This is a genomic window from Halorhodospira sp. 9621, from assembly GCF_022228055.1.
In the GTDB taxonomy this organism is placed as follows: domain Bacteria; phylum Pseudomonadota; class Gammaproteobacteria; order Nitrococcales; family Halorhodospiraceae; genus Halorhodospira; species Halorhodospira halophila_A.
Genome location: NZ_JAJNRD010000003.1, coordinates 1 through 22,929 on the forward strand (window position 1 = coordinate 1; position 22,929 = coordinate 22,929).

At 69.6% G+C, this 22,929-nt stretch carries 23 protein-coding genes; 2 read left to right on the top strand and 21 right to left on the bottom strand.

All coding sequences use genetic code 11. The features are described 5' to 3' along the window. The 10 genes from ubiB to lptM form a co-directional block, all read right to left on the bottom strand. Positions 1-1,651 (bottom strand): ubiquinone biosynthesis regulatory protein kinase UbiB (gene ubiB, locus LRF89_RS02345; RefSeq protein WP_238636548.1); only part of this gene is annotated, 1,651 nt, incomplete at its 3' end. Then, a complete protein-coding gene (locus LRF89_RS02350; RefSeq protein ID WP_238636550.1) occupies positions 1,651-2,226 on the bottom strand; it encodes a ubiquinone biosynthesis accessory factor UbiJ in 576 nt (191 codons plus the stop codon). The genes ubiB and LRF89_RS02350, both read right to left, overlap by 1 nt. A gap of 13 nt (positions 2,227-2,239) precedes the next feature. Further along, complete coding sequence (locus LRF89_RS02355; RefSeq protein WP_201170163.1) at positions 2,240-2,989, bottom strand: ubiquinone/menaquinone biosynthesis methyltransferase; 750 nt, start codon at positions 2,987-2,989, stop codon at positions 2,240-2,242. Positions 2,990-3,036: 47 nt separating this feature from the next. After that, complete coding sequence (gene hslU / locus LRF89_RS02360; RefSeq protein WP_201170160.1) at positions 3,037-4,365, bottom strand: ATP-dependent protease ATPase subunit HslU; 1,329 nt, start codon at positions 4,363-4,365, stop codon at positions 3,037-3,039. Between the two features lie 4 nt (positions 4,366-4,369). After that, the gene (hslV, locus tag LRF89_RS02365) at positions 4,370-4,924 is read right to left on the bottom strand and encodes an ATP-dependent protease subunit HslV (protein WP_201170157.1); all 555 of its coding nucleotides are present in this window, start codon (positions 4,922-4,924) and stop codon (positions 4,370-4,372) included. A gap of 86 nt (positions 4,925-5,010) precedes the next feature. Further along, positions 5,011-5,925 (bottom strand): tyrosine recombinase XerC, encoded by a 915-nt coding sequence (gene xerC, locus LRF89_RS02370; protein WP_201170154.1) that lies wholly within the window; start codon positions 5,923-5,925, stop codon positions 5,011-5,013. Between the two features lie 2 nt (positions 5,926-5,927). Continuing rightward, positions 5,928-6,638 (bottom strand): DUF484 family protein, encoded by a 711-nt coding sequence (locus tag LRF89_RS02375; RefSeq protein WP_201170151.1) that lies wholly within the window; start codon positions 6,636-6,638, stop codon positions 5,928-5,930. A gap of 18 nt (positions 6,639-6,656) precedes the next feature. After that, positions 6,657-7,505, bottom strand: a complete 849-nt coding sequence (gene dapF, locus LRF89_RS02380) for a diaminopimelate epimerase (RefSeq protein ID WP_207189768.1) — start codon at positions 7,503-7,505, stop codon at positions 6,657-6,659. Between the two features lie 19 nt (positions 7,506-7,524). After that, entirely contained in the window at positions 7,525-8,778 is a 1,254-nt protein-coding gene (lysA, locus tag LRF89_RS02385; RefSeq protein WP_238636552.1) for a diaminopimelate decarboxylase, read from the bottom strand. Beyond that, positions 8,775-8,897 (bottom strand): LPS translocon maturation chaperone LptM, encoded by a 123-nt coding sequence (gene lptM / locus LRF89_RS02390; protein ID WP_201170142.1) that lies wholly within the window; start codon positions 8,895-8,897, stop codon positions 8,775-8,777. Before lptM ends, lysA begins: the two co-directional genes overlap by 4 nt. Positions 8,898-9,053: 156 nt before the next feature. Here lptM and tal point away from each other — a divergent pair, with 156 nt between their 5' ends. Together tal and LRF89_RS02400 are read left to right on the top strand one after the other, a co-directional pair. Next, the gene (gene tal / locus LRF89_RS02395; protein ID WP_201170139.1) at positions 9,054-10,160 is read left to right on the top strand and encodes a transaldolase; all 1,107 of its coding nucleotides are present in this window, start codon (positions 9,054-9,056) and stop codon (positions 10,158-10,160) included. A 53-nt stretch (positions 10,161-10,213) separates the two neighbouring features. Next, positions 10,214-11,050: a symmetrical bis(5'-nucleosyl)-tetraphosphatase gene (locus LRF89_RS02400; protein ID WP_201170136.1), complete on the top strand. Its 837-nt coding sequence runs from the start codon at positions 10,214-10,216 to the stop codon at positions 11,048-11,050. 8 nt (positions 11,051-11,058) lie between these two features. Here LRF89_RS02400 and ampD read toward each other — a convergent pair whose 3' ends face one another. From ampD to ubiH, 11 genes are all read right to left on the bottom strand, one after another. Next, on the bottom strand, positions 11,059-11,622 hold the full coding sequence (gene ampD / locus LRF89_RS02405; RefSeq protein WP_238633647.1) for a 1,6-anhydro-N-acetylmuramyl-L-alanine amidase AmpD: 564 nt from the start codon (positions 11,620-11,622) through the stop codon (positions 11,059-11,061). 78 nt (positions 11,623-11,700) lie between these two features. Further along, a complete protein-coding gene (locus LRF89_RS02410; RefSeq protein WP_201170132.1) occupies positions 11,701-12,651 on the bottom strand; it encodes a carbohydrate kinase family protein in 951 nt (316 codons plus the stop codon). 26 nt (positions 12,652-12,677) lie between these two features. After that, positions 12,678-14,144, bottom strand: a complete 1,467-nt coding sequence (gcvPB, locus tag LRF89_RS02415) for an aminomethyl-transferring glycine dehydrogenase subunit GcvPB (RefSeq protein WP_238636553.1) — start codon at positions 14,142-14,144, stop codon at positions 12,678-12,680. A gap of 2 nt (positions 14,145-14,146) precedes the next feature. Beyond that, positions 14,147-14,644 (bottom strand): thiol peroxidase, encoded by a 498-nt coding sequence (tpx, locus tag LRF89_RS02420; protein WP_201170130.1) that lies wholly within the window; start codon positions 14,642-14,644, stop codon positions 14,147-14,149. 40 nt (positions 14,645-14,684) lie between these two features. Continuing rightward, entirely contained in the window at positions 14,685-16,067 is a 1,383-nt protein-coding gene (gene gcvPA, locus LRF89_RS02425) for an aminomethyl-transferring glycine dehydrogenase subunit GcvPA (RefSeq protein WP_201170129.1), read from the bottom strand. Positions 16,068-16,096: 29 nt separating this feature from the next. Then, positions 16,097-16,489 (bottom strand): glycine cleavage system protein GcvH, encoded by a 393-nt coding sequence (gene gcvH, locus LRF89_RS02430; RefSeq protein WP_201170128.1) that lies wholly within the window; start codon positions 16,487-16,489, stop codon positions 16,097-16,099. A gap of 55 nt (positions 16,490-16,544) precedes the next feature. After that, positions 16,545-17,627, bottom strand: a complete 1,083-nt coding sequence (gene gcvT / locus LRF89_RS02435; RefSeq protein ID WP_238633644.1) for a glycine cleavage system aminomethyltransferase GcvT — start codon at positions 17,625-17,627, stop codon at positions 16,545-16,547. 91 nt (positions 17,628-17,718) lie between these two features. Beyond that, entirely contained in the window at positions 17,719-19,368 is a 1,650-nt protein-coding gene (locus LRF89_RS02440) for an ABC transporter permease subunit (RefSeq protein ID WP_201170125.1), read from the bottom strand. Positions 19,369-19,373: 5 nt separating this feature from the next. Continuing rightward, a complete protein-coding gene (locus tag LRF89_RS02445) occupies positions 19,374-20,381 on the bottom strand; it encodes a Fe(3+) ABC transporter substrate-binding protein (RefSeq protein WP_238634663.1) in 1,008 nt (335 codons plus the stop codon). A 93-nt stretch (positions 20,382-20,474) separates the two neighbouring features. Then, positions 20,475-21,686, bottom strand: coding sequence for an FAD-dependent monooxygenase (locus LRF89_RS02450; protein WP_238636554.1), 1,212 nt, complete (start codon positions 21,684-21,686; stop codon positions 20,475-20,477). Next, the gene (gene ubiH / locus LRF89_RS02455; protein WP_201170120.1) at positions 21,683-22,927 is read right to left on the bottom strand and encodes a 2-octaprenyl-6-methoxyphenyl hydroxylase; all 1,245 of its coding nucleotides are present in this window, start codon (positions 22,925-22,927) and stop codon (positions 21,683-21,685) included. Before ubiH ends, LRF89_RS02450 begins: the two co-directional genes overlap by 4 nt. Between the last annotated feature and the right edge of the window lie 2 nt (positions 22,928-22,929).

The window sequence follows — 22,929 nt, forward strand, 5'->3', positions numbered from 1 at the left end:
CCGCCAGGGCCAGAACCAAAGCCATCAGCCCCAGTCCGCCCAGGCCCCAGGTGGCCGGGGGCACATCGGCCCAGGCCTCGGGCGTCCCCTCGCCGGTGTGGCTGAGCACGGCGGCGATGATCAGCGCAGCCCCGGCGATGGCGGCGTAGACCCGTCGGTTGCCCCGGTCGACCTCCCGACGCAGCTGTTCCATCTCCTGGCAGTGGCGGTGGAGTTCCGCGCGCATGCTGGCCAGGTCGTCCAGCCCGCGGTCGATTCGGTTGGGCAGCTCCGGTAGCTTGTCCCCCCACTCCGGCAGCTGTTTGCGGATGTTGCGCAGCGCTGCCGCCGGGCCCAGCTCCTCGCGCATCCAGCGCTCCAGGAATGGTTTGGCCGTGGTCCACAGGTCCAGATCGGGGTAGAGGTTGCGGCCCAGCCCCTCGATGTTGAGCAGGGTCTTCTGCAGCAGCACCAGCTGCGGCTGCACCTCCATGTTGAAGCGCCGGCCGGTCTGGAACAGCCGCAGCAGCAGCTGGGCGAAGGAGATCTCGTGCAGCGGGCGGGCGAAGGCCGGTTCGCAGACGGTACGGATGGCGGCCTCGAACTCCTCGACCCGGGTACCCGCCGGGACCCATCCCGACTCGACGTGCAATTCGGCCACCCGCCGGTAGTCCCGGTTGAAGAAGGCCATGAAATTACCGGCCAGGTAGTGGTGGTCCGTCGGTGCCAGCGAACCCATGATGCCGAAGTCGATCGCGATGTAACGCGGCTCGGTGGGCCGCGTGGGGTCGACGAAGATGTTGCCCGGGTGCATGTCCGCGTGGAAGAAGCTGTCGCGGAAGACCTGGGTAAAGAAGATCTCGGTGCCGCGCTCGGCGAGCTTCTTGAGGTCGATGCCGTGGGCCTTGAGGGCCTCGATGTCGCTGATCGGCAACCCGTGCACCCGCTCCATGACCATTACGTTGCGCCCGGTGTAGCGCCAGTAGACGGCTGGCACGTAGAGCAGCTCCGAGTTCTCGAAGTTGCGCCGCAGCTGCGAGGCGTTGGCCGCCTCGCGCATGAGGTCGAGCTCGTCGTAGAGGTTCTTCTCGAACTCGCGGATGACGTCCACCGGGTGCAGACGTCGTGCGTCGGGTACGTAGCGCTCGGCCAGGGCGGCGGCGGTATGTAGCAGGTCCAGGTCGCGGCGGATGACCGCCGGGATGCCCGGGCGTACCACCTTGACCACCACCTCGCTGCCGTCGTGCAGCTGCGCGCCGTGGACCTGGGCGATAGAGGCCGAGGCGATGGGGGTGTCCTCGAAGTGGGCGAAGACGTCCTGGATGGGGCAACCGTAGGTCCGCTCGACGATGCGCCGGGCGTCCTCGTGGGGGAACGGCGGCACCCGGTCCTGTAGCCGCGCCAGCTCACGGGCAACGTCGGCCGGGAGCAAGTCCTGGCGCGTCGACAGGATCTGCCCGAGCTTGACGAAGATCGGTCCCAGCTCCTCCAGGGCACGCCGGACGCGCACCCCGCGGGGGACCTTGCGCCGTACCCAGCGCCAGGGCATGAAGATGACCAGAAAGCGCAGCGGGCGGAAGATGGGGGCCGCCAACACGACGTCGTCGACGCCGTTGCGGAGCATCACCAGCTGGATCCGGGTCAGGCGCAACAGGCGACGCGGTCCGATCATCAGCGCCCTCGTTCCAGCCGCTGGATGCGTGCGGCGAGGCGGTCGGTGTCAGCGCGCAGGCGGTCCACGTCTTCCAGGAAGGCGCGGGCGCGCTCGGGCTCCGGCACTAGGCCGGACTCCTCGGCCAGCCACTCGCCGAGGTCGGTGGCGCTCTGCTGCGCGCTGTCGTTGAGCCAGCGGCCTGCGTTGCGCAGGGTGTCGGCGCTCCACTGTGCCAATGGGTCGCCGAGCAGGCGCGCCAGCGGTTCCTCCCAGTCCGGGCGCAGGCCGCTGAACAGGTTGCGCAGGTGCTCGACCACCGCCACCTCACCGCGGATGCGCAGTCGTCCCACGGCGTCGCTGCCCTGACTCAGTAGCGCCGTCAGTGCCTCGCGGCTGGCGATGATCTCGGCGTCGGTCTCCTCGTCGGCGTCGGCCCCGCTGCCGCAGAGCACGACACCCGATTCGCGGAAGCGCACCACCAAGTGCGGGAATCCCTCCACGCTCAGACGCACCCGCCGGCCGAGCAGCGGGGCGAGCAGCTCGGCGGCGTCGGGATCCAGGTGGATCCAGCGGTTGATCAGGGCGTCGAGCATGGCATCGGCGTCTTCAGTAGACCCAGCCGGTGTGGATGGCAGCCACACCGGCGGTGAGCAGGGTGTAGTCGCAGTCCTCGAAGCCGGCCTCCTCCATCATGCCCTTGAGCACCGGGGCCTCGGGGTGCATGCGGATCGACTCGGCCAGGTAGCGGTAGCTCTCCGCATCGTTGACCACCAGCTTGCCCATCATCGGCATGATGCGGAAGGAGTAGAGGTCGTAGAGTGGTCGCAGTGCCGAGACGTACACGTGGGAGAACTCGAGGATCACAGCCCGTCCACCGGGGCGTAGCACGCGGCGCATCTCGGCCAGGGCGTTTTCCTTGCGGGTGACGTTGCGCAGACCGAAACCGATGGTCACCCGATCGAAGGAGGCGTCGGGAAAGGGCAGTTCCTCGGCGTCGGCAAGGACGCAAGCAGCCTGTTCGCCGACGCCCTCGTCGATCATGCGGTCCCGCCCCCGGGCGAGCATGGAGAGGTTGATGTCGCTCATCACCACCCGGCCTTCGGGGCCAACGCGGGGCAGCGCCAGGCTGGCCAGATCGCCGGTGCCCGAAGCGATGTCCAGAACCTCGTGGCCCGGGCGCAGCACGGTCTGGCCGATGGTCTGGCGTTTCCAGATGCGGTGCAGGCCACCGGACATCAGGTCGTTCATGAAGTCGTAGCGGTCCGCCACCGAATCGAAAACCGAGCCGACCCGCTTGGCCTTCTCCTCCAGCGGGACCTCGCGGTAGCCGAAGTGGGTGGTCTTGTCGTCGCTCACGCTGTCCTCCCCCTACCCGCCCCTGCGGGTTGTCTCGGATGGGCCGGTCACAGGATGTACCGACTCAGGTCCTCGTCCTCGGCCAGGCCGGCCAGGTGCTCTTCCACATAGGCCGCATCGACGGTGCGGGTCTGGCCGCTGTGGTCCGCCGCCTCGTAGGAGAGCTGCTCGAGCAGGCGTTCCATCACGGTGTGCAGGCGCCGGGCGCCGATGTTCTCGGTTCGCTCGTTGACCTGACGGGCGATCTCGGCGATGCGGCGCACGCCGTCGTCGGTGAATTCCAGGGTCAATCCCTCGGCGGCCATCAGGGCCCGGTACTGCGCCACCAGCGAGCTGCTCGGCTCGGTGAGGATGCGCACGAACTCTTCGGTGCCCAGGGCCTCCAGTTCAACGCGGATGGGCAGGCGCCCCTGGAGCTCTGGGATCAGATCCGAGGGCTTGGCAACGTGGAAGGCGCCGGAGGCGATGAACAGGATATGGTCGGTACGCACCATGCCGTGCTTGGTGGAGACCGTGGCGCCCTCGACCAGCGGCAGCAGGTCGCGCTGGACGCCCTCGCGGGAGACGTCCCCGCCGCCGCTCTGCTCGGCACGCTTGGTGACCTTGTCGACCTCATCGAGGAAGACGATGCCCTGCTCCTCGACCCGCTTGACGGCCTCGGCCTTGACCTCTTCCTCGTTGACCAGTTTGGCGGCTTCCTCGTCCCGCAGCACCCGTTTGGCCTCGGCGACGGTTAGCTTGCGCCGCTGGGTCCGCTCCTGGCCCATGTTGCGGAACAGCCCCTGGAGCTGGTTGGACATCTCCTCCATCCCCGGCGGAGCCATGATGTCCACGCCGGGCCCGCTGGCCTGGACCTCGACCTCGATCTCGCGGTCGTCGAGTTCGCCGTTGCGCAGCTTCTGCCGGAACTTCTCCCGGGTGCGGTTCTCTACGTCCTCGGGTCCGCCGCCGCTGGGCCCGGGCAGCAGGGTGTCGAGCAGGCGGTCCTCAACGGCCCGATCGGCCTTGTGGCGCATCTCGGCCATGGCCTCTTCGCGAACCAGCTTCAGGGCCAGGTCGGTGAGGTCGCGGATGATCGACTCGACGTCGCGGCCGACGTAGCCGACCTCGGTGAACTTGGTCGCCTCGATCTTGATGAACGGCGCCCGCGCCAACCGTGCCAGCCGGCGGGCGATCTCGGTCTTGCCGACGCCAGTGGGGCCGATCATGAGGATGTTCTTGGGGGTGATCTCGCTGCGCAGCGGCTCGTCGACCTGCATGCGCCGCCAGCGATTGCGCAGGGCGATGGCCACGGCGCGCTTCGCCTCGCCCTGGCCGACGATGTGCTTGTCCAGCTCCTGGACGATCTCGCGCGGGGTCATCGTGGCTTCCGACATGTCGTTACGACTCCTCACGGGTCTCGGGCAGCGTCTCCACGGTGATGTGGCGGTTGGTATAGACGCAGATATCGCCGGCGATCTCCAGCGCCCGCTGGGTGATCTGGGCCGCGGGCAATTCGGTGGACTCGAGCAGGGCCCGGCCGGCGGCCTGGGCGTAGGGACCGCCGGAGCCGACGGCCATCAGGTCGTGCTCCGGCTCGATGACGTCGCCGGTACCGGAGAGCGTCAGTAGGGATTCGGTGTTGGCGACCACGAGCAGGGCCTCCAGGCGGCGCAGGACGCGGTCCGAGCGCCACTCCTTGGCCAGCTCGACGGCGGAGCGGGCCAGTTGCCCGTGGTGCTTCTCAAGCTGCGCCTCGAAGCGCTCGAACAGTGTGAATGCGTCCGCCGTGGCGCCGGCAAAACCGGCCAGAACCCGGCCGTGGTAGAGCCGGCGGACCTTGCGCGCGTTGCCCTTGAGCACCGTGTGCCCGAGGGTGACCTGTCCGTCGCCGCCGAGGGCGACCTGCCCCTCGCGGCGGACGGCGAGGATGGTGGTGCCGTGCAGTGTTTCCAAGATCGGCCTCCTGAGTGTTCGCGCCGCTCATTGTACCCGAGAGCATCGCCCGCGGGTCGACGCTGCCGTGGCACCGAGCCCGCGGTTCACTCCGGATCCGGGTCCCGGCGCCGCCGGGCCCGGGGGTGGGCGCGGTCGTAGACCTGGGCCAGGTGCTGGAAGTCGAGGTGCGTGTAGATCTGGGTGGTGGAGATGTCGGCGTGCCCGAGCAGCTCCTGGACGGCGCGCAGGTCGCCGCTGGACTCGAGCATGTGTGTGGCGAAGGAGTGGCGGAGCATGTGCGGGTGGACCCGCCGTTGGACCCCGCGCAGTCGGGCCAGGCGCTGGAGCCGGCGCTGCACGGTGCGCGGACCCAGCCGCGCACCGTGGCGGCCGACGAACACGGCGGTCTCCTCGGCGTCCGCCCAAGCCGGTCGGTGGCGGAGCCAGGCGTCGAGGGCTCGCAGGGCTTGGCGTCCGACCGGCACCACCCGGTCCTTGGCGCCCTTGCCGCGCAGCACGCGGACCAGCCCGTCGCGCCGGTCGATGTCCATCACGTTCAGCCCGACCACCTCGGAGAGGCGCAGCCCGCTGGAGTAGATGAGCTCGTAGAGCGCGGCGTCGCGGGCCTGGAGCGGGTGCTCGAAGTCGGCGCCGTCGAGCAGTCCGGCCGCCTCGTCCGGGTCGAGGGTGCCGGGCAGGCGCCGCGGGGTCTGTGGCGGACGCACCTCGGCGGCCGGGTCCGCGGCGGCCGCCCCTTCCCGGATCAGGAAGCGATAGAAGCTGCGCAGCGCGGCCAGCTGCCGGCCTAGGGTGCGGCCGGCCAGGCCGCGACGGCGGCCGCGGGCGACCCAGGCACGGACCACGTCGTGATTCACGGCGGACCAGCTGGAGAGGTCCTGCTCGGCGCAATAGGCGGCGAAGGCCTCCAGATCCTGGCGGTAGCGCTGCCGTGTCGGTTCAGCCAGGCGGCGCTCCGTGGCCAGGTGGCGGTCGAACCGCTCCAGCCAGCTAAGGTCCAAGGCTACCCCCGGTGCAGGAGCCGGTCGAATACGCGCGCCGCGGTGGTACCGAGCCGGCGCAGGAAGACCGTGCCCTGGCCCGGGTGGTAGCGCTGGGGATCGCTGCTGCCGATGCCGAGCACGCCCACGGCACGCTCGTCGATCATCGGTACCAGTGCGGCACTGGCCACGGTTGTCTCGGTGTCCGGAAAGATGGTCCGGGCCTGGGCGTCGGTGGGTGCCCCGCAGCTGGGGCGGCCGCGCTCGAGCAGGGGCCTGAAGCAGGTCAGCGTCGGGTCGCCGTCGCCGAGCAACTCGGGGAGGGGCTCGCGCGCCGCGGCACTGCCCTGCTCCGGGGCGATGAGCAGCAGACCGACGGCATCGGCCTGGAAACCCTCGCGCAGTCCGGCACGCAGGGCCTCGACCGCCGCCTGCAGGTCGTCGGCGGCGAACAGGTCCAGGGTCAGCTCGTGGAGCCGTTCGGCGGTTCCCTCGTTCTGCCGGGCCACCCGGACCATGTCGTCGAGACGCCGGCGCAGCCCCGCACTCTCCTCGCGCAGGACCCGGACCTGGTGTTCGATCAGCGAGGTGGCATCGCCGCAGTCGTGGCGGAGTTCGAGCCGCGCGAGAACCTCGGGGTGGCGGTGCAGCAGGTCGGGGTGTTCGACCAGGTAGGCGGCCACCTCGGCCTCGTCGAGCAGCGGGGCCTCTTCACGCTTCGCGCTCTCTGTCACACCGTTCGTCCTGCTTGCTTAGCGGGTCGGTCCCCGGGGCGTCACCGCGGCGGAGGCGGGTAGCTCGATCTCGCCGCGGAAAACGGTGCGTGCCGGGCCGGTCATCCACACCGAGCGCCCGGGACCGCGCCAGTGTATCACGAGCACTCCGCCGGTCAGCTCCACGGTCACCGTGGTGTCGAGCCAGTCGCGCAGGCGGCCGGCGACCACGGCGGCACACGCCCCGGTGCCGCAGGCCGGCGTCTCGCCGACGCCGCGCTCGAAGACACGCAGACGGATCCGATCGCGGCTGCAGACCTCCATGAAGCCGACGTTGACCCGCCGCGGGAAGCGCGCGTGCCGCTCGATTTCGGCCCCAAGCTCGGCCACGGCGGCGGTGTCGACGTCGTCGACGCGGAGGACGGCGTGCGGGTTGCCCAACGAGACCGCACCGATGGTCCGCTCACCGCTGCTAGTGGCCAGCCGGTACGCCTCCTGCCTCACCGGCGCCTGGAACGGGATCCGTGCGGGCTCGAGTTCCGGTGGACCCATGTCGACGCTCACCTGGCCGTCGTCGCGGGGCTCCGCCTCGGTGATCCGGCCGTCCGTCTCGATCCGCAGCACCCCCGGCGCGGCCAGCCCCTCGTCGATTAGGAAGCGGGCCAGACAGCGGACGCCATTGCCGCAATGCTCGACCTCGCCGCCGTCGGCGTTGAAGATCCGGTAGCGGACGTCGGCGGCGACGTGCGCCGGCGGCTCGGCGACCAGCAGCTGGTCACAGCCGACGCCGAGCCGGCGGTCGGCCAGGCTGCGGATGGTCTCGGTGGTCAGCTCCAGGCGCTGGCGGACGCCGTCGAGGACGACGAAGTCGTTGCCCAGCGCCTCCATCTTGGTAAAGCGCACGGCTTCAGTCCTCCGGTAGAGACGCTTCCCCGGTCATCAGCTCGTCGAGGGTCTCACGGCGGCGGATCAGGTGGCTCCGGGGACCGTCGACGAGTACCTCCGGCGGCCGAGGCCGGGCGTTATACGCTGAAGCCATGACGGCGCCGTAGGCGCCGGCGCTGCGGATGGCCAGCAGACCGCCGGCGGCGGCCGGCAGCGGGCAATCGCGGGCGAAGGTATCTGCGGACTCGCACACCGGTCCGACCACATCCACCGGGCGGCAGTGCGCGCTCGTCGGGGCGATGGACTCGACGGTGTGGGCGGCGTCGTAGAGCGCCGGGCGCAGGTAGTCGTTCATGCCGGCGTCGACGATGGCGAACTCCCTGCCTCCGTTTTGTTTGAGATACTCGATGCGCGTGACCAGGACGCCGGCCTCGGCGACGATGGCCCGGCCCGGCTCGACCAGAACCGCTACCCCGAGATCCCGCAGCGGCGCCGTGACGGCCTCGATGTGCTCCGCCGGGCTCGGTGGCCGCTCATCGACGTAGTGCACCCCGAGCCCCCCGCCGGCGTCGACGTGGTCCAGGACGATCCCCTGCTCCTGCAGACGGCGCGCCAGTGCCGCCAGCCGCTCGGCGGCCTCGGTCAGGGGAGCCACCGAGAGCAGTTGCGAGCCGATGTGGCAGGCGATGCCGCGTACCTGCAGGCGTGGGTCGTCGGCCGCCTGCCGATAGAGGGCTTCGGCCTCGTCGAGGGCGATCCCGAACTTGCTCTGTGCCAGTCCGGTGGCGATGTAGGGGTGGGTCTCGGGGTTGACGTCGGGGTTGACCCGCAGGGCCACCGGCGCCGGGGTGCCCTCGGCCTCCGCGACGCCGGCGATGCGTTCGAGCTCGGCGGCGGACTCCACGTTGAAGCAGCGGATGCCGGCGCGCAGCGCGCGGCGGATCTCGTCGGTGCCCTTGCCAACGCCGGAGAAGACCACCCGCGCGGCTTCCCCGCCGGCGCGCAGGACCCGTTCCAGTTCGCCGCCCGAGACGATGTCGAAGCCGGCGCCGTGGCGGGCGAGCAGATTGAGCAGGCCGAGGTTGCCGTTGGCCTTGACTGCGTAGCAGATATCGGCATCGCTGCCGAGGGCGGTGCGGTAGCGATTCCAGCGCGCCTCGATAGCGGCGCGGGAGTAGACGTAACAGGGGGTGCCGTAACGCTCGGCCACCTCGTCGAGGGGCAGTGATTCCACCCACAGGCGGTCATCGTGTCGGGTGAAGCCGGGGTGCGTCATGACGGGTCCTCTTCGCCGCTTTCGTCGGGGAGGTAGAGATCGGCCTTCTGGCCGCAGCCACCGGCGAGGATCAGCAGGGCGAGCAGCACCAGCGCCGCCGTCCGGGATCGCGTAGGCATGAGCCTCTCCACGGATGGGTGATAAACCGCTCATTATAGCGGCTAGCGGGGCCCATCGTGAGGGCGGCGGGTGCCGGCCGTTCCGCGGTTTCCGTCCCCGGACCCCCTCGTTATACTGATCCAACCATCAGATAAACTAAGGCATTGAGAGGGGTCATGACGGACAATCCGCTTCGAGGGCTGGCCGGCGTCGGGCAGAGCGTCTGGTACGACAACATCCATCGCGGCATGCTGCCGGAGGAGCTGGAGCGCCTGGTCCGGGAGGACGGGCTGAGCGGCGTGACCACCAATCCGGCCATCTTCCAGAAGGCGATCGGTGGCACCGACGCCTACGACCAGGCCATCACCGAGGCGATCGGGCAGGTCGGCCGTGACCCGGAAGCGGTCTTCGAGGCGCTGGCCATGGACGACATCCGCGCCGCGGCGCGGGTCCTGCGTCGGGTTTATGAGGCCAGCGACGGCGTCGACGGCTACGTCAGTATGGAGGTGTCACCGGATCTGGCCGGGGATGCGCGCGGCACAGTCACGGAGGCTCTGCGCCTCTCCGCCGAGGCCGGCGAGCCCAACGTCATGATCAAAGTCCCCGCCACCTCGGCCGGCGTGGAGGCCTTCGAGGAGCTGACGGTCCGGGGCATACCGGTGAACGTGACCCTGATCTTCGGGGTCGAGCGCTACCGGCAGGTGGCCGATGCGTACGTGCGCGCCCTTGAGCGGCGCCGTCAGGCCGGGGATCCGGTCGCCGCGCCGGCGTCGGTGGCGAGCCTGTTCATCAGCCGCCTCGACGCCAAGATCGATCCGCTGTTGTCGGACGATGCGTCGGCGCCCGTGCCGCCCGGGCAGGCGGCCATCGCTAACGCGCGGACCGCCTACTCGGTCTATCGGGAGATCTTCCACGGCGCCGGCTTCGCCGCCCTGGCCGAGGCCGGAGCGCGGCCCCAGCGGCTGCTCTGGGCTAGCACCGGGGTCAAGGGCGAGCGCTACCCGGAGACCTACTATGTCGAGGCGCTTGCCGGCCCGGAGACCGTCACCACCTTGCCGCCGGCCACCTACGAGGCATACCGCCGGGACGGCCAGCCGCAGGAGCGGATCACCGAGCGGCTCGAGCAGGCGCCCGCGGTGCTCGACGAGCTGCGGGCGCAGGGCATCGACCTCGACGGTGTCCTCGCAGAACTTGAGCGCGAGGGAATCGATGCCTTCGTCCAGGCCCACCGGGCCCTGCTCGAGGCCCTGGAGAAAAAGCTGCAGGCCGCCGCCGGGACGTGAGACCCTGACCCGCCGAGATCCCGTAGGCGTCATGCAGAGGAAGGAGGCTGCCATTGGCCACGTACGCGATCGGTGACATTCAGGGATGCTGCGACCCGCTCAAGCGACTACTGGAGCAGATCCGCTTCGATCCGGCGCAGGACACGATCTGGTTCGTGGGCGATCTGGTCAACCGTGGCCCGGACTCGCTCGGTGTGCTGCGCTTGGTGCGCAACGAGCTCGGCGATCGGGCGATCACCGTCCTCGGCAACCACGACATCCACCTGATGTCGGTCTGGAGTGGCCACGGCCGGCTGAAGAACGCCGATACCCTGCGCGGCACCTTGGATGCCCCGGACGTCGATGAGCTGATCGAGTGGCTGCGGCGCCGGCCGCTGATGCACGTCGACGAGAGCCTGGGCTACGCCATGGCCCACGCCGGCCTGCCGCCGGCCTGGAGCGTGGCCGAGGCGAAGCTGCGCGCCCACGAGCTGGAGCGGGCCCTGCGCGGCGACATCCCCCTCGACGACCTGATGGACAACATCTACGGCAACCGGCCCATCGAGTGGTCCGACGAGCTCGAGGGCTACGACCGGCTGCGCTTCATCACCAACGCCTTCATGCGCATGCGCTTCGTCGACGGTCAGGGTCGGCTGCTGCTGCGCGAGAAGGGTCGACCCGACCGTGCCCCAGAGGGGCACTACCCATGGTTTGTCGCCCGGAGGAGGCTGCGCGCCTCGCCGGATCCGGTGAAGCTGGTGACCGGGCATTGGTCGCTGCTTGGCTTCCACAATGACCACGGGGTGCTGAGCATCGACACGGGCTGCCAGTGGGGCAATACGCTGACGGCCGTGCGGATCGATGACGGCAGCGAGGCGGTGCATAGCCTCAAGTGTCCCGAGCACGCCTGAGCGGCCGCTCAGAGCGCCTTGAGCAGTCGCTGCCAGTCGAAGGCCGGCCCCGGGTCCGTCTTGCGTCCCGGGGCGATATCGCTGTGGCCGGCGATGCGATCCGGCTTGATCGCCGGGTAGCGGGCCCGCAGCGTCTGTACCACCGGGAGCAGCGTCACGTACTGAGCCTCCGTGAACGGAGTGCGCTCGTCGCCCTCGAGCTCGATCCCCACCGAGAAGTCGTTGCACTCGGGGCGTCCCCGGAACGACGAGCGGCCGGCGTGCCACGCGCGGCGGTGGAACGGTACGTACTGCGTGACATTGCCTTGGCGGTCGATGAGCAGGTGGGCAGAGACGCGCAGATCGGCGATCGACTCAAAGGTGGGGTGAGCCGCCGGGTCGAGCTGGTTGGTGAACAGCTCGTCGATCCAGCCGCCGCCGAACTCCCCGGGGGGCAGGCTGATGGCGTGGAGGACTAGCAGGTCGACGACGCAGCCAGGCGGGCGGGGGCCGTGATTCGGTGAAGGGCAGTGGCGGGCCGGGTGCAGGAGCCCTGTGGCGGGATCAATGCTGTAGCGTCCGCTGCTGGGCACGGGACGGCTCCGGCAACCGTTGACCGATGGCCCCCGCCGCCTGGCGGGGGCCATCAGATACCGTCGAAAGGGGTCGCCTCAGCGGCCGATGGCCACGTCGAGGCGGGTGCCGAAGGCCGACTCGTAGCGGCTCTTGAAGCTATCGGCGTCGATGGAGTGGTTCTGCGTACCGCTCTGCTCGACCTTGATCGCGCCCATCAGCGAGGCGATACGGCCGGTGGTCTCCCAGTCCAGATCGCGCAGCAGGCCGAAGAGCAGCCCGGCCCGGAAGGCGTCGCCGCAACCCGTGGGGTCGGCGACCTGGCTGATCGGTGCCGCCGGCACGTGGATGATCTGGCCGTTGGTGTAGATGTGGGAGCCCTCGGCGCCGCGGGTCACGATCAGCGCCTCGACCTTGTTCGCGATGTCCTCGAGCTCCATGTGGGTCTTCTCGGTGAGCAGGCGCGACTCGTAGTCGTTGACCGCCACCCAGGTGGCGCCCTCGACGAACTCACGCAGCTGATCACCGTCGAACGCCGGCATGGCCTGGCCCGGGTCGAAGATGAACGGGATACCGGCGTCGACGAACTGCCGGGCGTGCTTGACCATGCCCTCCGGGCCGTTGGGGGCGACCACCCCGACCTTGCCGCCGGCGTCGGTGGGGACGTCAACCTTGTGGGCGTCGCCCATGGCGCCCGGGTGGAACGCCGTGATCTGGTTGTCGTCCATGTCGGTGGTGATGTAGGCCTGGGCAGTGTAGTGCTCGTTGAGCGTGCTGATATAGCGCTGCTCGATGCCGTGGCTTGTCATCCAGTCGGCGTAGCTGCCGATGTCGGCGCCGACGGTGGCCAGGGTGAGCGGCTCCTCACCGAGCATCTTCAGGTTGTAGGCGATGTTGCCGGCGCAGCCGCCGTATTCGCGGCGCAGCTGCGGCACCAGGAACGAGACGTTCAGGATGTGGACCTGCTCCGGCAGGATGTGGTTCCGGAAGCGGTCGTGGAACACCATGATGGTGTCGAAAGCGACAGAGCCGCTGATAATGGCGGACATTGAATCCTCCTTGTCGTGGGTGTTCGTTAGCCTTCCCAGCGCAGATCGAGCTCACGCGCGGCCTTGACGTCGTCGAGCCGGCGCACGGGCAGGCGGTACGGAGCGCCCTTGACCATGTCGATGTTCTCGCGCGCCTCCTCGCGGATGCGCACCATGGCGTCGACGAAGCCGTCGAGCTCGCGCTTGGACTCGGTCTCGGTCGGCTCGATGAGCAACGCCTCGGGCACCAACAGGGGGAAGTAGGTGGTCGGCGCATGGTAGCCGAGATCGAGCAGGCGCTTGGCGAAGTCCATGACGTTGGCGCCGAGCTCCTTGGCCTCGTGCTTGAGGCTGACGATGAACTCGTGGCTGGCCCGGCGCTCCGGGTAGGCCACGGTGAAGCCGGCCTCGCGCAGCCGGGTCATCAGGTAGTTGGCGTTGAGCGTCGAGTACTCGGCCACCCGGGGCATGCCCTCGCGGCCGAGCATGCGCATGTAGGCGTACGCGCGCAGCAGCACCCCGGAGTTGCCGTTGAAGGTGCACAGCCGGCCGATGGAACTCGGGCAGTCCGTCTCGGTGAGCCAGCGGTAGTGATCGCCCTCCCGGGTGACCCGGGGGATGGGTAGGTAGGGTAGCAGGCGCTCGCTGACGCCCACCGCACCGGCACCCGGTCCCCCGCCGCCGTGGGGCGTGGAGAACGTCTTGTGCAGGTTCATGTGGATGACGTCGAAGCCCATGTCCCCGGGCCGCGCCTTGCCGAGGATGGCGTTGAGGTTGGCGCCGTCGTAGTAGAGCAGGCCGCCGGCCTCGTGGACGGTCATGGCGATCTCCTCGATGCGCCGCTCGAAGACCCCCACGGTCGACGGGTTGGTGAGCATGATCCCGGCGGTCTGCGGTCCGACGGCCGCCTTGAACGCCTCCATGTCGACGTCCCCGTCGGCACCGGTGGGGATCTCGCGCACCTTGTAGCCGCACATGGTGGCAGTGGCCGGATTGGTGCCGTGGGCCGCATCGGGCACCAGGATCTCGGTGCGCCCGTCGTCGCCGCGTGCGTCGTGGTAGGCGCGGATCATGGCCACACCGGCGAACTCGCCCTGGGCGCCGGCCATCACCGACAGCGTGACATCCTGCATGCCGGTGACGACGGCCAGATCCTGCTGGAGCTCGTGGATGCAGGCCAGGAAGCCCTGCCCCGTCTCGTCGGGCGCCAGCGGATGGCGCTCGAGGAACTGGGGCAGCATCGCGAGGTTGTTGGCACCCCGCGGGTTGTACTTCATGGTGCAGGAGCCCAGCGGGTAAAAATGGGTGTCGATGGAGAAATTCTTCTGCGACAGCCGGGTGTAGTGACGCACCGTCTCCAGCTCCGAGACCTGCGGCAGTTGAGGCTGGCGCTGGCGGCGGAAACGGCGCGGGAGGCTGTCAGCCCCCGGCGCCTCCTTGGGGGCCTGGGCGTAGGCACGCCGGCCCTCACGGCTGATGTCATAGATGAGCACAGCTTCGGACTCCTCAGTCATAATCACAGGGCGCGCTGCACGTCGTCGTAGTCGGGTTCCTCGGCGATCTCGGGGACGAGCTGCGTGTACACCACCTGCCCGCCGTCATCGATGATCACCACGGCCCGGGCGCACAGGCCCTCCATGGGGCCCTCCTCGATGCGCACGCCGTAGTCGCGGGCGAAGGCCGAATCGCGCATGGCCGAGAGCATCACCACGTTGCCGACGCCCTCCGCGCTACAGAAGCGCTGCTGGGCAAAGGGCAGATCGGCGGAGACGGTGGCGAAGGTGACCTCCGCATGGCTGCGGGCCAGCTCATCGAAACGCTTGGCCGAGGCGCTGCACACCGGGGTGTCGAGACTCGGCACGATGTTGAGCACCAGCCGCCGACCGGCGAAGTCGCCCAGTCGGTGATCCTGCAGCTCGCTGTCAACCAGCCGGAAATCCGGGGCTGCCGAGCCGGTGCCCGGCAGCTCGCCGCAGGTACGGAACGGGGTGCCCTTGAGGGTGACGGTGGCCATGGCGCGATACCTCCTCCGCGACGATGCGCGGTTGTGGGGCTCAGGCGCGGGCGCGCTGCCCGGTGTTGCGCAGGGCATCGGCCAGCGCCGCAGCGAACCGGTCGATCTCCTCGGAGGTGCGGGTCTCGGTGGCGCAGACGAGCAGCGCCGGACCCCACTCCGGGAATTCCTGACTGAGGTCGTAGCCACCGAGTACGCCGCGGTGGGCGAGCGTCGGCAGGACCTCCTCGGCAGGCGCGGGGATCCGCAGCGGGACCTCGTGGAAGAAGGGGCCGTCGAAGAGCCGCTCGACTCCATCGATGGCTGTCAGCTTCTGTACCAGCTCCCGTGTGCGCTCGTGGCTGACCGCCGCCACGCGGGCGAGCCCCTCGGCACCGAGCAGGGACAGGTGCACGGTGGCCGCGGTGACCATCAGCCCCTGGTTGGTGCAGATGTTGGACGTCGCCTTGGAGCGGCGGATGTGCTGCTCCCGGGCCTGCAATGTCAAGGTATAGCCGGTTCGCCCGTCGGCGTCGACCGTTCGCCCGACGATCCGGCCGGGCAGTTGACGCACGTGCTGCTTGCGCGTGGTCATGTAGCCGAAGTATGGGCCGCCGGAGGCCAGCGGGATGCCCAGCGGCTGCCCCTCGCCACAGGCGATGTCGGCGCCTTCGCTGCCCCACTCGCCGGGTGGGGTCAAAAGCGCCAGAGCGACCGGGTTACACACGGCAATGACCAAGGCGTTCAGACCGTGGGCCCAGTCGGTCAGGCGGTCCACCTCCTCGAGGGCGCCGAAGAAGTTCGGCTGCGGGACCACCACCGCGGCGAAGGGTTCGTCCTCGAAGCGGCCGAGTGCCTCGGGATCGATGCGCCCGACGGTGTCGTCCAGGGGAGCCTCAACCAGCTCGATGCCCTGGTTGGCGACAATGGTCTCGACCACGCGCCGGTAGTACGGATGCACGCTGCGCGGCATCAGTACCCGCTTGCTCTTGGCCTTGCGGTTGGCCCGCACGGCCATGAGCACCGCCTCGGCCAGCGCGGTGGCGCCGTCGTAGAGCGAGGCGTTGGAGGCGTACAGCCCGGTGAGCTCCGACATCATGGTCTGGAACTCGTAGAGCAGCTGCAGGGTGCCCTGCGACGCCTCGGCCTGATACGGCGTGTAAGCGCTGTAGAACTCACCGCGGGTGGTGATCTCCCAGACGGCCGCCGGAACGTGGTGATCGTAGGCGCCGGCGCCCACGAAGCAGGCCGGCTGCACGTCCTGCGCGGCCCGGCGACGCATAAGCTGCGTCACCTCCATCTCGTTCATCCCGGCGGGGATGGCATCGATGGACGCCTTACGCAGCGATTCGGGGATTTCGTCGAAGAGATCCTCGATCCGCTCGACGCCGATGGCGTCGAGCATCTCGCGGATCTCCTGCTCGGTATGCGGTACAAACGGCATCGTTCGGGTCCCGTGTTAGCGGACGGGTTTCAACCCTCGTCGGCCACCAGCTCCTGATAGGCGGCGGCATCCAGAAGACCGTCGATCTCACTAGTGTCGGCGGGCTGGATGCGCATGATCCACCCATCGCCGTAAGGGTCGGTGTTCACGGCCTCGGGGTTGTCGGCCAGGGCCTCGTTGCCCTGGGTGACCTCGCCACTGATCGGGGCGTAGACGTCGGAGGCGGCCTTGACCGACTCGACCACCGCGCACGCCTCTTCGGCCTGGACCTGGCTTCCGGCCTCCGGCGGTTCGACGAAGACCAGGTCGCCCAGCGACTCCTGGGCGTGCTCGGTGATCCCCACCGTCACGCTGCCATCGGCTTCCACGCGGACCCACTCGTGGTTGCGCGTGTACTTGAGGTCTTCAGGTACCTGACTCATGGGATGCGTTCCTCGCAATTCGGGGATGAATTCGCGTCTGAAAGCCGTGGAAGGGCTAGACGCATACCTTACCATGGCGGACGAAGGGCGGTTTGACACGCCGCGCGGCGGCCTCGCGGTTGCGGATGACCACGCGGAAATCGCCCTCGGCGTCGGCGGGGATGCGGGCCAGTGCGATGGGCCCGCCGAGGGTCGGCGAATGGGCGCCGCTGGTGATCACCCCGTCGCCAGCGTCAGTGCGCACGACGTAGCCCGCGCGGGCCGGGGCGCGACCCTCGACCACCAGGCCGATCAGGCGCCAGGCGACGCCCTGGCGGTGCTGCTCCTCGAGTGCCGCACGGCCGACGAAGTCGCGATCCTCCGGGGCCCACGCCACGGTCCACCCGAGCGCGGCCTCCAGCGGCGTGGTCTCCTCGTCCATCTCGTTGCCGTTGAGGTTGAGTCCGGCCTCGAGGCGCAGGCTGTCGCGGGCGCCGAGCCCGCACGGCTGGGCGCCGGCCTCAGTCAGCCGATCCCACAGAGCGGGGGCCTGGTCGGCCGGTAGGATCAGCTCGAAGCCGTCCTCGCCGGTGTAACCGGTGCGCCCGGCAAAGACCTCACCCACCGTGGCCGCCTGGAACGGTTTACAGGCCAGCGCTGCGGCAGCCTCGTCGCCGTAGAGCTGCTCGAGCAGGGAGGTCGCCCGCGGCCCCTGGACCGCGACCATGGCCAGGTCGTCCCGGGCCTCGGCGGTGACGCCGGCCTGCTGCGCCTGTTCGAGCAGCCGCGGGCGGACCTTCTCGCGGGTGGCGGCGTTGGAGACCACGCGGTAGGTCTCCTCGTCGCGTAGGTAGACGATCAGGTCGTCGACGACACCGCCGCGCTCGTTGAGCAGGCAACTATAGAGGGCTTGCCCGGGGCGCCCGTCCAGCTTGGCGACATCGTTGGCCAGCTGTTGGCGCAGCAGGCCACGGGCAGCCGGGCCGGAGAGGTCGGTGACGGCCATATGGGAGACGTCGAACAGGCCGACGTCGCTGCGCACGGCCTGGTGTTCGGCCAGCTGAGAGCCGTAGTGAAGCGGCATCTCCCAGCCGGCGAAATCGACCACGCGGGCGCCGGCGCCCACGTGTCTATCGTAGAGCGGAGTTCTTTGCGGCATCTCTGGAATCGGTCGCTAGGGTGGCGAAATACTATACGCACAAAGTCCGATAAACCCAAACGAGGGGCCCTGAGGCGCCGGGTGCCGGGCCCTAGCGACCGCGGATCGTGCCCCGTACGAGCAGGATCACCGGCAGCAGCCCGACGCCGACCAAGGTGATCGCCGGCACCGCCGCCCGCTCCCACACGCCCTCGGTGGTGAACTCGTAGATGCGCACCGCCAGGGTATCCCAGCCGAAGGGTCGCAGCAGCAGGGTGGCGGGCATCTCCTTCATCACGTCGACGCCGACGAGCAGCAGTGCGGTGAGTAGCCCCGGGGCGAGCATGGGCACGTAGATCCGGCGGATCACCTCGCGGTCGCCGGCGCCCAGGCTTCGCGCCGCATCGCGCAAGACGGGACGGACCCGCTCGAGGCTGCTGTCCACGGCGCCGTAGGCGACCGCCATGAAGCGCACTACGTAGGCGAGGATCAGGGCGAAGATGCTTCCCGCAAGGAAGGTGGTGCCCAGTCCACCCCAGGGGCCGACCAGGCTGGCTACCAGGTGATCGAGCCAGGTCAGCGCCAGCATGATGCCGACGGCCAGCACTGCGCCGGGTAGCGCGTAGCCCAGGGTCGCGGCGGTGACCGCGCGCTGGGTCAGCCGGTCCGGCTGCACGCGGCGGGCATAGGCCAGCAGCAGTGCGATCAGCACGGTGAGCACTGCGGCGCTGGCGCCGAGGGTGAGGGTGTTCTGGATCAGCGACCAGTAGGTGCTGTCCAGATCCTCGAGGCGCCGGGAGGCCCAGATCAGCAGCTGGATCATGGGTAAGACAAAGCCCAGCGCCAGAACGGTGCCGGCTGCCGCTGTGGCCGCCCAGCGGCGCCAGCCCCGCAGCTGGATGCGCTCCAGGTGCTGGGTGCCGCCCTGGGAGAAGCGAGCCCGGCCGCGGGCCCGGCGTTCGACCCACAGCCCGGCGAGGATGATCAGCAGCAGGATGGCCGCCAGCTGCGCGGCGGCGTTGATGCTGAAGAAGCCGAACCAGGCACGGTAGATGGCCGTGGTGAACGTCTCGAAGTTGAAGATGGCTACAGCGCCGAAATCGGCCAGCGTCTCCATCAGGGCCAGGGCCGTGCCCGCGGCGATGGCCGGCCGGGCCATGGGGACGGCCACCCGGAAGAACGCCGCCCACGGTGACAGCCCCTGGATGCGGGCGGCCTCCAGGGGGCCTCGGCCCTGGGCGAGGAACGCCGTCCGGGTGAGCATGTAGACGTAAGGATAGAAGACCAGCGCCATGACCAGCACCACCCCCGGTGCCGAGCGCACCGAGGGTAGTTCGAAACCGGGGCCGATGAGCTCCCGCAGTCCGGTCTGCAGCGGGCCGGCGTACTCGAAGAAGCCGATGAATACGAAGGCCAGCACGTAGGCCGGAACCGCCAGCGGCAGCATCAGGGCCCAGTCGAAGAAGCGGCGCCCGGGGAATTCGCAGACCGCCGTCAGCCACGCCAGGCCCACGCCCAGGACCATTACGGCGCTGCCGACGCCAAAGATGAGGATGGCGGTGTTGCGCAGGATCTCGGGCAGCAGCGTGTCGGCCAGGTGGCGCCAGACCTCGTGATCCGGGTTCAGCCACGAGAACAGGGTCACCAGGATGGGCGTAAACAGCAGGCCCCCGGCGATGACTGCGAAGACACGCCAGGGGCCGATGCGCTGCCAGAGTCGGCGCAGCCTGGGGCTGCGCGCCGCGCTCGTGAGCGAGACCACGTCGCTTACCGGTACCCGGCCCGATCCATCAGCATGGTGGCCTGGCGCTGGAGCCGGCCGGCTTCGCTGACGTTGATGGTATCGGGCTTGAACTCGCCCCACCCGGCGACGATGGGATCGAGTTCGACGCCCTCCACCGCGGGATACTCAAGGTTAATGGCGGCGAACTGCTCCTGGGCGTCATCGCTGGCCAGCCACTCGAGCAGCTTTTGGGCCTTCTCGGGATTGGAGGCGTGCCGGGTTACGCCGGCCCCGGACACGTTGACGTGGACGCCGTGGCCATCCTGATCGGGCCAGAAGACCTCGACCGGGAAGTCCGGGTCATCGCGCAGGATGCGCCCGAGGTAGTAGGTGTTGGTGATGCCCACGTCGCACTGGCCGGCCTCGATGGCCTCGAGGACCGAGGTGTCGTTGGAGAAGGGTGAGGTGGCCAGGTTGTCGACCCAGCCCTCGACGATGCGGGCTGTCTCCTCCTCGCCCTCGTGGTGAAGCATCATGGCCACCAGAGACTGGTTGTAGACTTGCTGCGAGGTCCGCAGGCACAGCCGTCCCTCCCACTGGTCGTCGGCCAGGCCGGCGTAGGTGTCGAGTTCTTCGGGATCGACCCGCTCGGGGCTGTACATGATGGTGCGTGCGCGCACGGACAGACCGAACCAGCGATCCTCCGGATCGCGCAGGTGCTCAGGGATGCGCTCGCGCAGCTGCGCCGAGTCGAGGCTGGCGAGCAGGTCGTTCTCGGTGGCCTGGTGCAGGTTGCCGGCATCCACGGTGAGCAGCACGTCCGCTGGGGTGCGCTCGCCCTCGGCCTTGAGCCGCTCCATCAGCGGGCCGGCGTCATCGGTGACGAAGCGCACGGAGATCCCGGTCTCTTCGGTGAAACGCTCGAGAATGGGGCTGATCAGGTGATCCTGGCGCGCCGAATAGACGGTCAGCTCATCGTCACCGGTGTCGCACCCGGTTACCAAGACGGCTCCTGCGACCAGCGCGGTCACGACGGGGATTCGACGGAACATGGGTTCTCCCTGTGTTTGGTCCATGACAGCGATCGATGATAATGATTCTTGTTTCTGGCTGGCAAGCGTCTTGGCACCCTTGACCGGAATTCGTTATACGCCAGGTCCGCGGGCGAGCTCCGGGAGGTCGCCGTGGAGGCCCATCAGACCGGTCATCAGCGCCTGTCGCAGGGGCGGCAAGCGGGCCGCGATGCGTAGCCCCGTGCCTCGCAGCAGGGGCAACGGCGCTGCCTGCGCGCCGAAAAGCCACTGGGTGATGTCCAGACCGTTCTGCATGCGCGCGTTGCTGCCCCGGCGACGCCGCTCGTAGCGACGCAGCGGGCCGATGCCGCCCGGATCGCGCCCGGCCGAGTGGGCCTCCAGGACGCACTCGATCAGCGTGGCGGCATCCAGCAGGCTGAGGTTCACTGCCTGCGCGGCCAGCGGGTGCACCGTGTGGGCCGCATTGCCGACCAGCGCCAGTCGCGGTCCGATGTAGCGCTCCGCACGCCCGCGGATCAGCCGTTGTGCCTGGCGGGCGGATGACGCCTCGATGCCGCCGAGCACGGCGCCGCTGGCGATCTCCAGCTGATGGTGAAACGAGCTGCTGTCTGCCTCCAGAAGCCGCCGAGCGCGCGTCCGGGGTACCGGCCAGAGCAGGGCTGACTCGTGCTCGTCGAGGGGCAGCAGGGTCAACGGCTCGTCGCCGCAGAAGCGCTGGCGGACGGTGTGCCCCGGGGGGCGCTCGGTGCGGATCCGGGCGATCACGGCGTCCTGGCCGTAACCGGCGCGGCGCCAGCGGATACCCGCCAGCCGGCGCAGGGGGGAGTTGTCGCCGTCGGCGGCCACCAGCAGCCTGGCGGTCAGCGCCTGCCCGTCCTCGAGGTGAATGGTCAGCCGCTGCCGGTCGGCGGCGATGTCGCGGACAGGGCCCGTGGCCAGGCGGCGCGTCTGCGGTAGGGCGTCGAAGAGCTCGCGCAGGGCGCGGTCAATCACGCCCCGCTCAACCACGTGCCCGAGGCGCGTCTCGCCGACTTCACAGGCGCTGAGGGTCAGGTGAGCCGCGGCGTTGCAGTCCTCCAGTTCCAGCGCCTCGATCGGGTAGGTGCGGTCCCGGGTGATGAAGGGCCAGCCACCGAGATGGCGCAGGACCCGCTCGGAGACGATGTCGATCACCGAGTGCCGGGGCTCGCTCCCCGGTGCCGGGGCCGCACAAACCTCTGCGGCATCCAGCAGGGTGACCGCCAGGCCGCCTCGAGCGAGTCCGACGGCGGTCGCCAGCGCCGACGCGCCGGCGCCCTGGATGATGACGTCCGCTTCCTTCACGACGGGTCCTCCCCGGTGGCCTCCGGTGGTCGGCAGGCGGCGACCGGCAACGGGCCGACCCGCCCGGCGCCGGTGCGCAGCAGGGTGCGCCGCATGGGGGGGCAGCGCTGCAGGGCGGCTAGTCCGGCACTGCGCGCCAGCCGCAGCAGCGGGTGGGCTGACCCGAAGCCGCTCACCAGGGTGTTGGTAAAGGCCCGCGTGCGCAGGAGATCCTCGGAGCGTCGCCGGACGTAGGCCCGGAGCAGCGGTTCGGCGCCGGGGTCGCCGCCGCCGGCGCGGCTGTCGCCGATGAGCTCGACCAGCGTCGCCGCGTCGCGCAGAGCGAGGTTGAGGCCCTGTCCGGCGACCGGGTGCAGGGTATGCGCCGCATTGCCAAGCAGCAGCACCCGGCCGGTATACGGGGTCGGGGTGTAGCGTTCCACCAGCGGGTAGGTGAGGCGGTGACCGCAGCTGCGGAAGGGGCCCAGGCGGTAGCCGAAGGCCTGTTGGAGGGCGGCCAGGAACCGCGCATCGTCGCCGTCGCGGTAGGCCTCGGCGCGTTCCGGCGGCACGGACCAGACGATGGCGCAGCGCCCCTCGGCGATGGGCAGCAGCGCCAGGGGGCCGGCTCGGGTGAAGCGCTCGAAGGCCCAACCCTGGTGGTGTCGGGCCGGCGTCACGGTGGTGATCACCGCGCTCTGGCGGTAGTCACGGCTGTGCACCGAAAGTCCGGCCAGCTTGCGGGTCTGGGAATCGGCTCCGTCCGCGGCGACGAGCAGGCGCGCGCTGAGCCGTTGCTCACCGTCGGTCCCGGCCGAGGTCACCCGGACGCGATCGCTGCCCTGTTCCACGGCCTGCACCTGAGCGGGACTGATCAGGGTGATGCGCTCGTCGGTTTCCAGACGCTCGCCGAGGACGGTGCCCATCTGCCGGTTGGCGAGCAGCCAGCCAAGCGCATCCACCCCCTCTTGCCCGGCGTCGAAGTGGACGAAGCCCCAGCCGCCCTGCTCCGATACGTGGATGTGTCGGATCGGGGTGAGCACCGACCGCACTGGTTGCCACAGCCCCCAGGCGTCGAGGATGTAGCGGCTGGAGGGAGCGAGGGCCGTATGGCGTTCATCGAAACTTGGCTGTGCACCATGATCCGCTGGGACCGGCTCGATCACCGCCACGCGCAGCCCGGCCTGGGCCAGCCCGCAGGCCAGGGCGCCGCCGACCAGGCCGCCGCCGGCGATGATGATGTCGTAGGGCTCGGTCTCCAACG

What these genes read in the sequence shown, in the direction of transcription:
- LRF89_RS02350 (WP_238636550.1), bottom strand. Translation starts at nt 2,226, where the DNA reads ATGCTCGACGCCCTGATCAACCGCTGGATCCACCTGGATCCCGACGCC.
- hslU (WP_201170160.1), bottom strand. Translation starts at nt 4,365, where the DNA reads ATGTCGGAAGCCACGATGACCCCGCGCGAGATCGTCCAGGAGCTGGAC.
- dapF (WP_207189768.1), bottom strand. Translation starts at nt 7,505, where the DNA reads ATGGAGGCGCTGGGCAACGACTTCGTCGTCCTCGACGGCGTCCGCCAG.
- lysA (WP_238636552.1), bottom strand. Translation starts at nt 8,778, where the DNA reads ATGACGCACCCCGGCTTCACCCGACACGATGACCGCCTGTGGGTGGAA.
- lptM (WP_201170142.1), bottom strand. Translation starts at nt 8,897, where the DNA reads ATGCCTACGCGATCCCGGACGGCGGCGCTGGTGCTGCTCGCCCTGCTG.
- tal (WP_201170139.1), top strand. Translation starts at nt 9,054, where the DNA reads ATGACGGACAATCCGCTTCGAGGGCTGGCCGGCGTCGGGCAGAGCGTC.
- LRF89_RS02410 (WP_201170132.1), bottom strand. Translation starts at nt 12,651, where the DNA reads ATGTCCGCCATTATCAGCGGCTCTGTCGCTTTCGACACCATCATGGTG.
- gcvPB (WP_238636553.1), bottom strand. Translation starts at nt 14,144, where the DNA reads ATGACTGAGGAGTCCGAAGCTGTGCTCATCTATGACATCAGCCGTGAG.
- tpx (WP_201170130.1), bottom strand. Translation starts at nt 14,644, where the DNA reads ATGGCCACCGTCACCCTCAAGGGCACCCCGTTCCGTACCTGCGGCGAG.
- gcvPA (WP_201170129.1), bottom strand. Translation starts at nt 16,067, where the DNA reads ATGCCGTTTGTACCGCATACCGAGCAGGAGATCCGCGAGATGCTCGAC.
- gcvH (WP_201170128.1), bottom strand. Translation starts at nt 16,489, where the DNA reads ATGAGTCAGGTACCTGAAGACCTCAAGTACACGCGCAACCACGAGTGG.
- gcvT (WP_238633644.1), bottom strand. Translation starts at nt 17,627, where the DNA reads ATGCCGCAAAGAACTCCGCTCTACGATAGACACGTGGGCGCCGGCGCC.
- LRF89_RS02445 (WP_238634663.1), bottom strand. Translation starts at nt 20,381, where the DNA reads ATGTTCCGTCGAATCCCCGTCGTGACCGCGCTGGTCGCAGGAGCCGTC.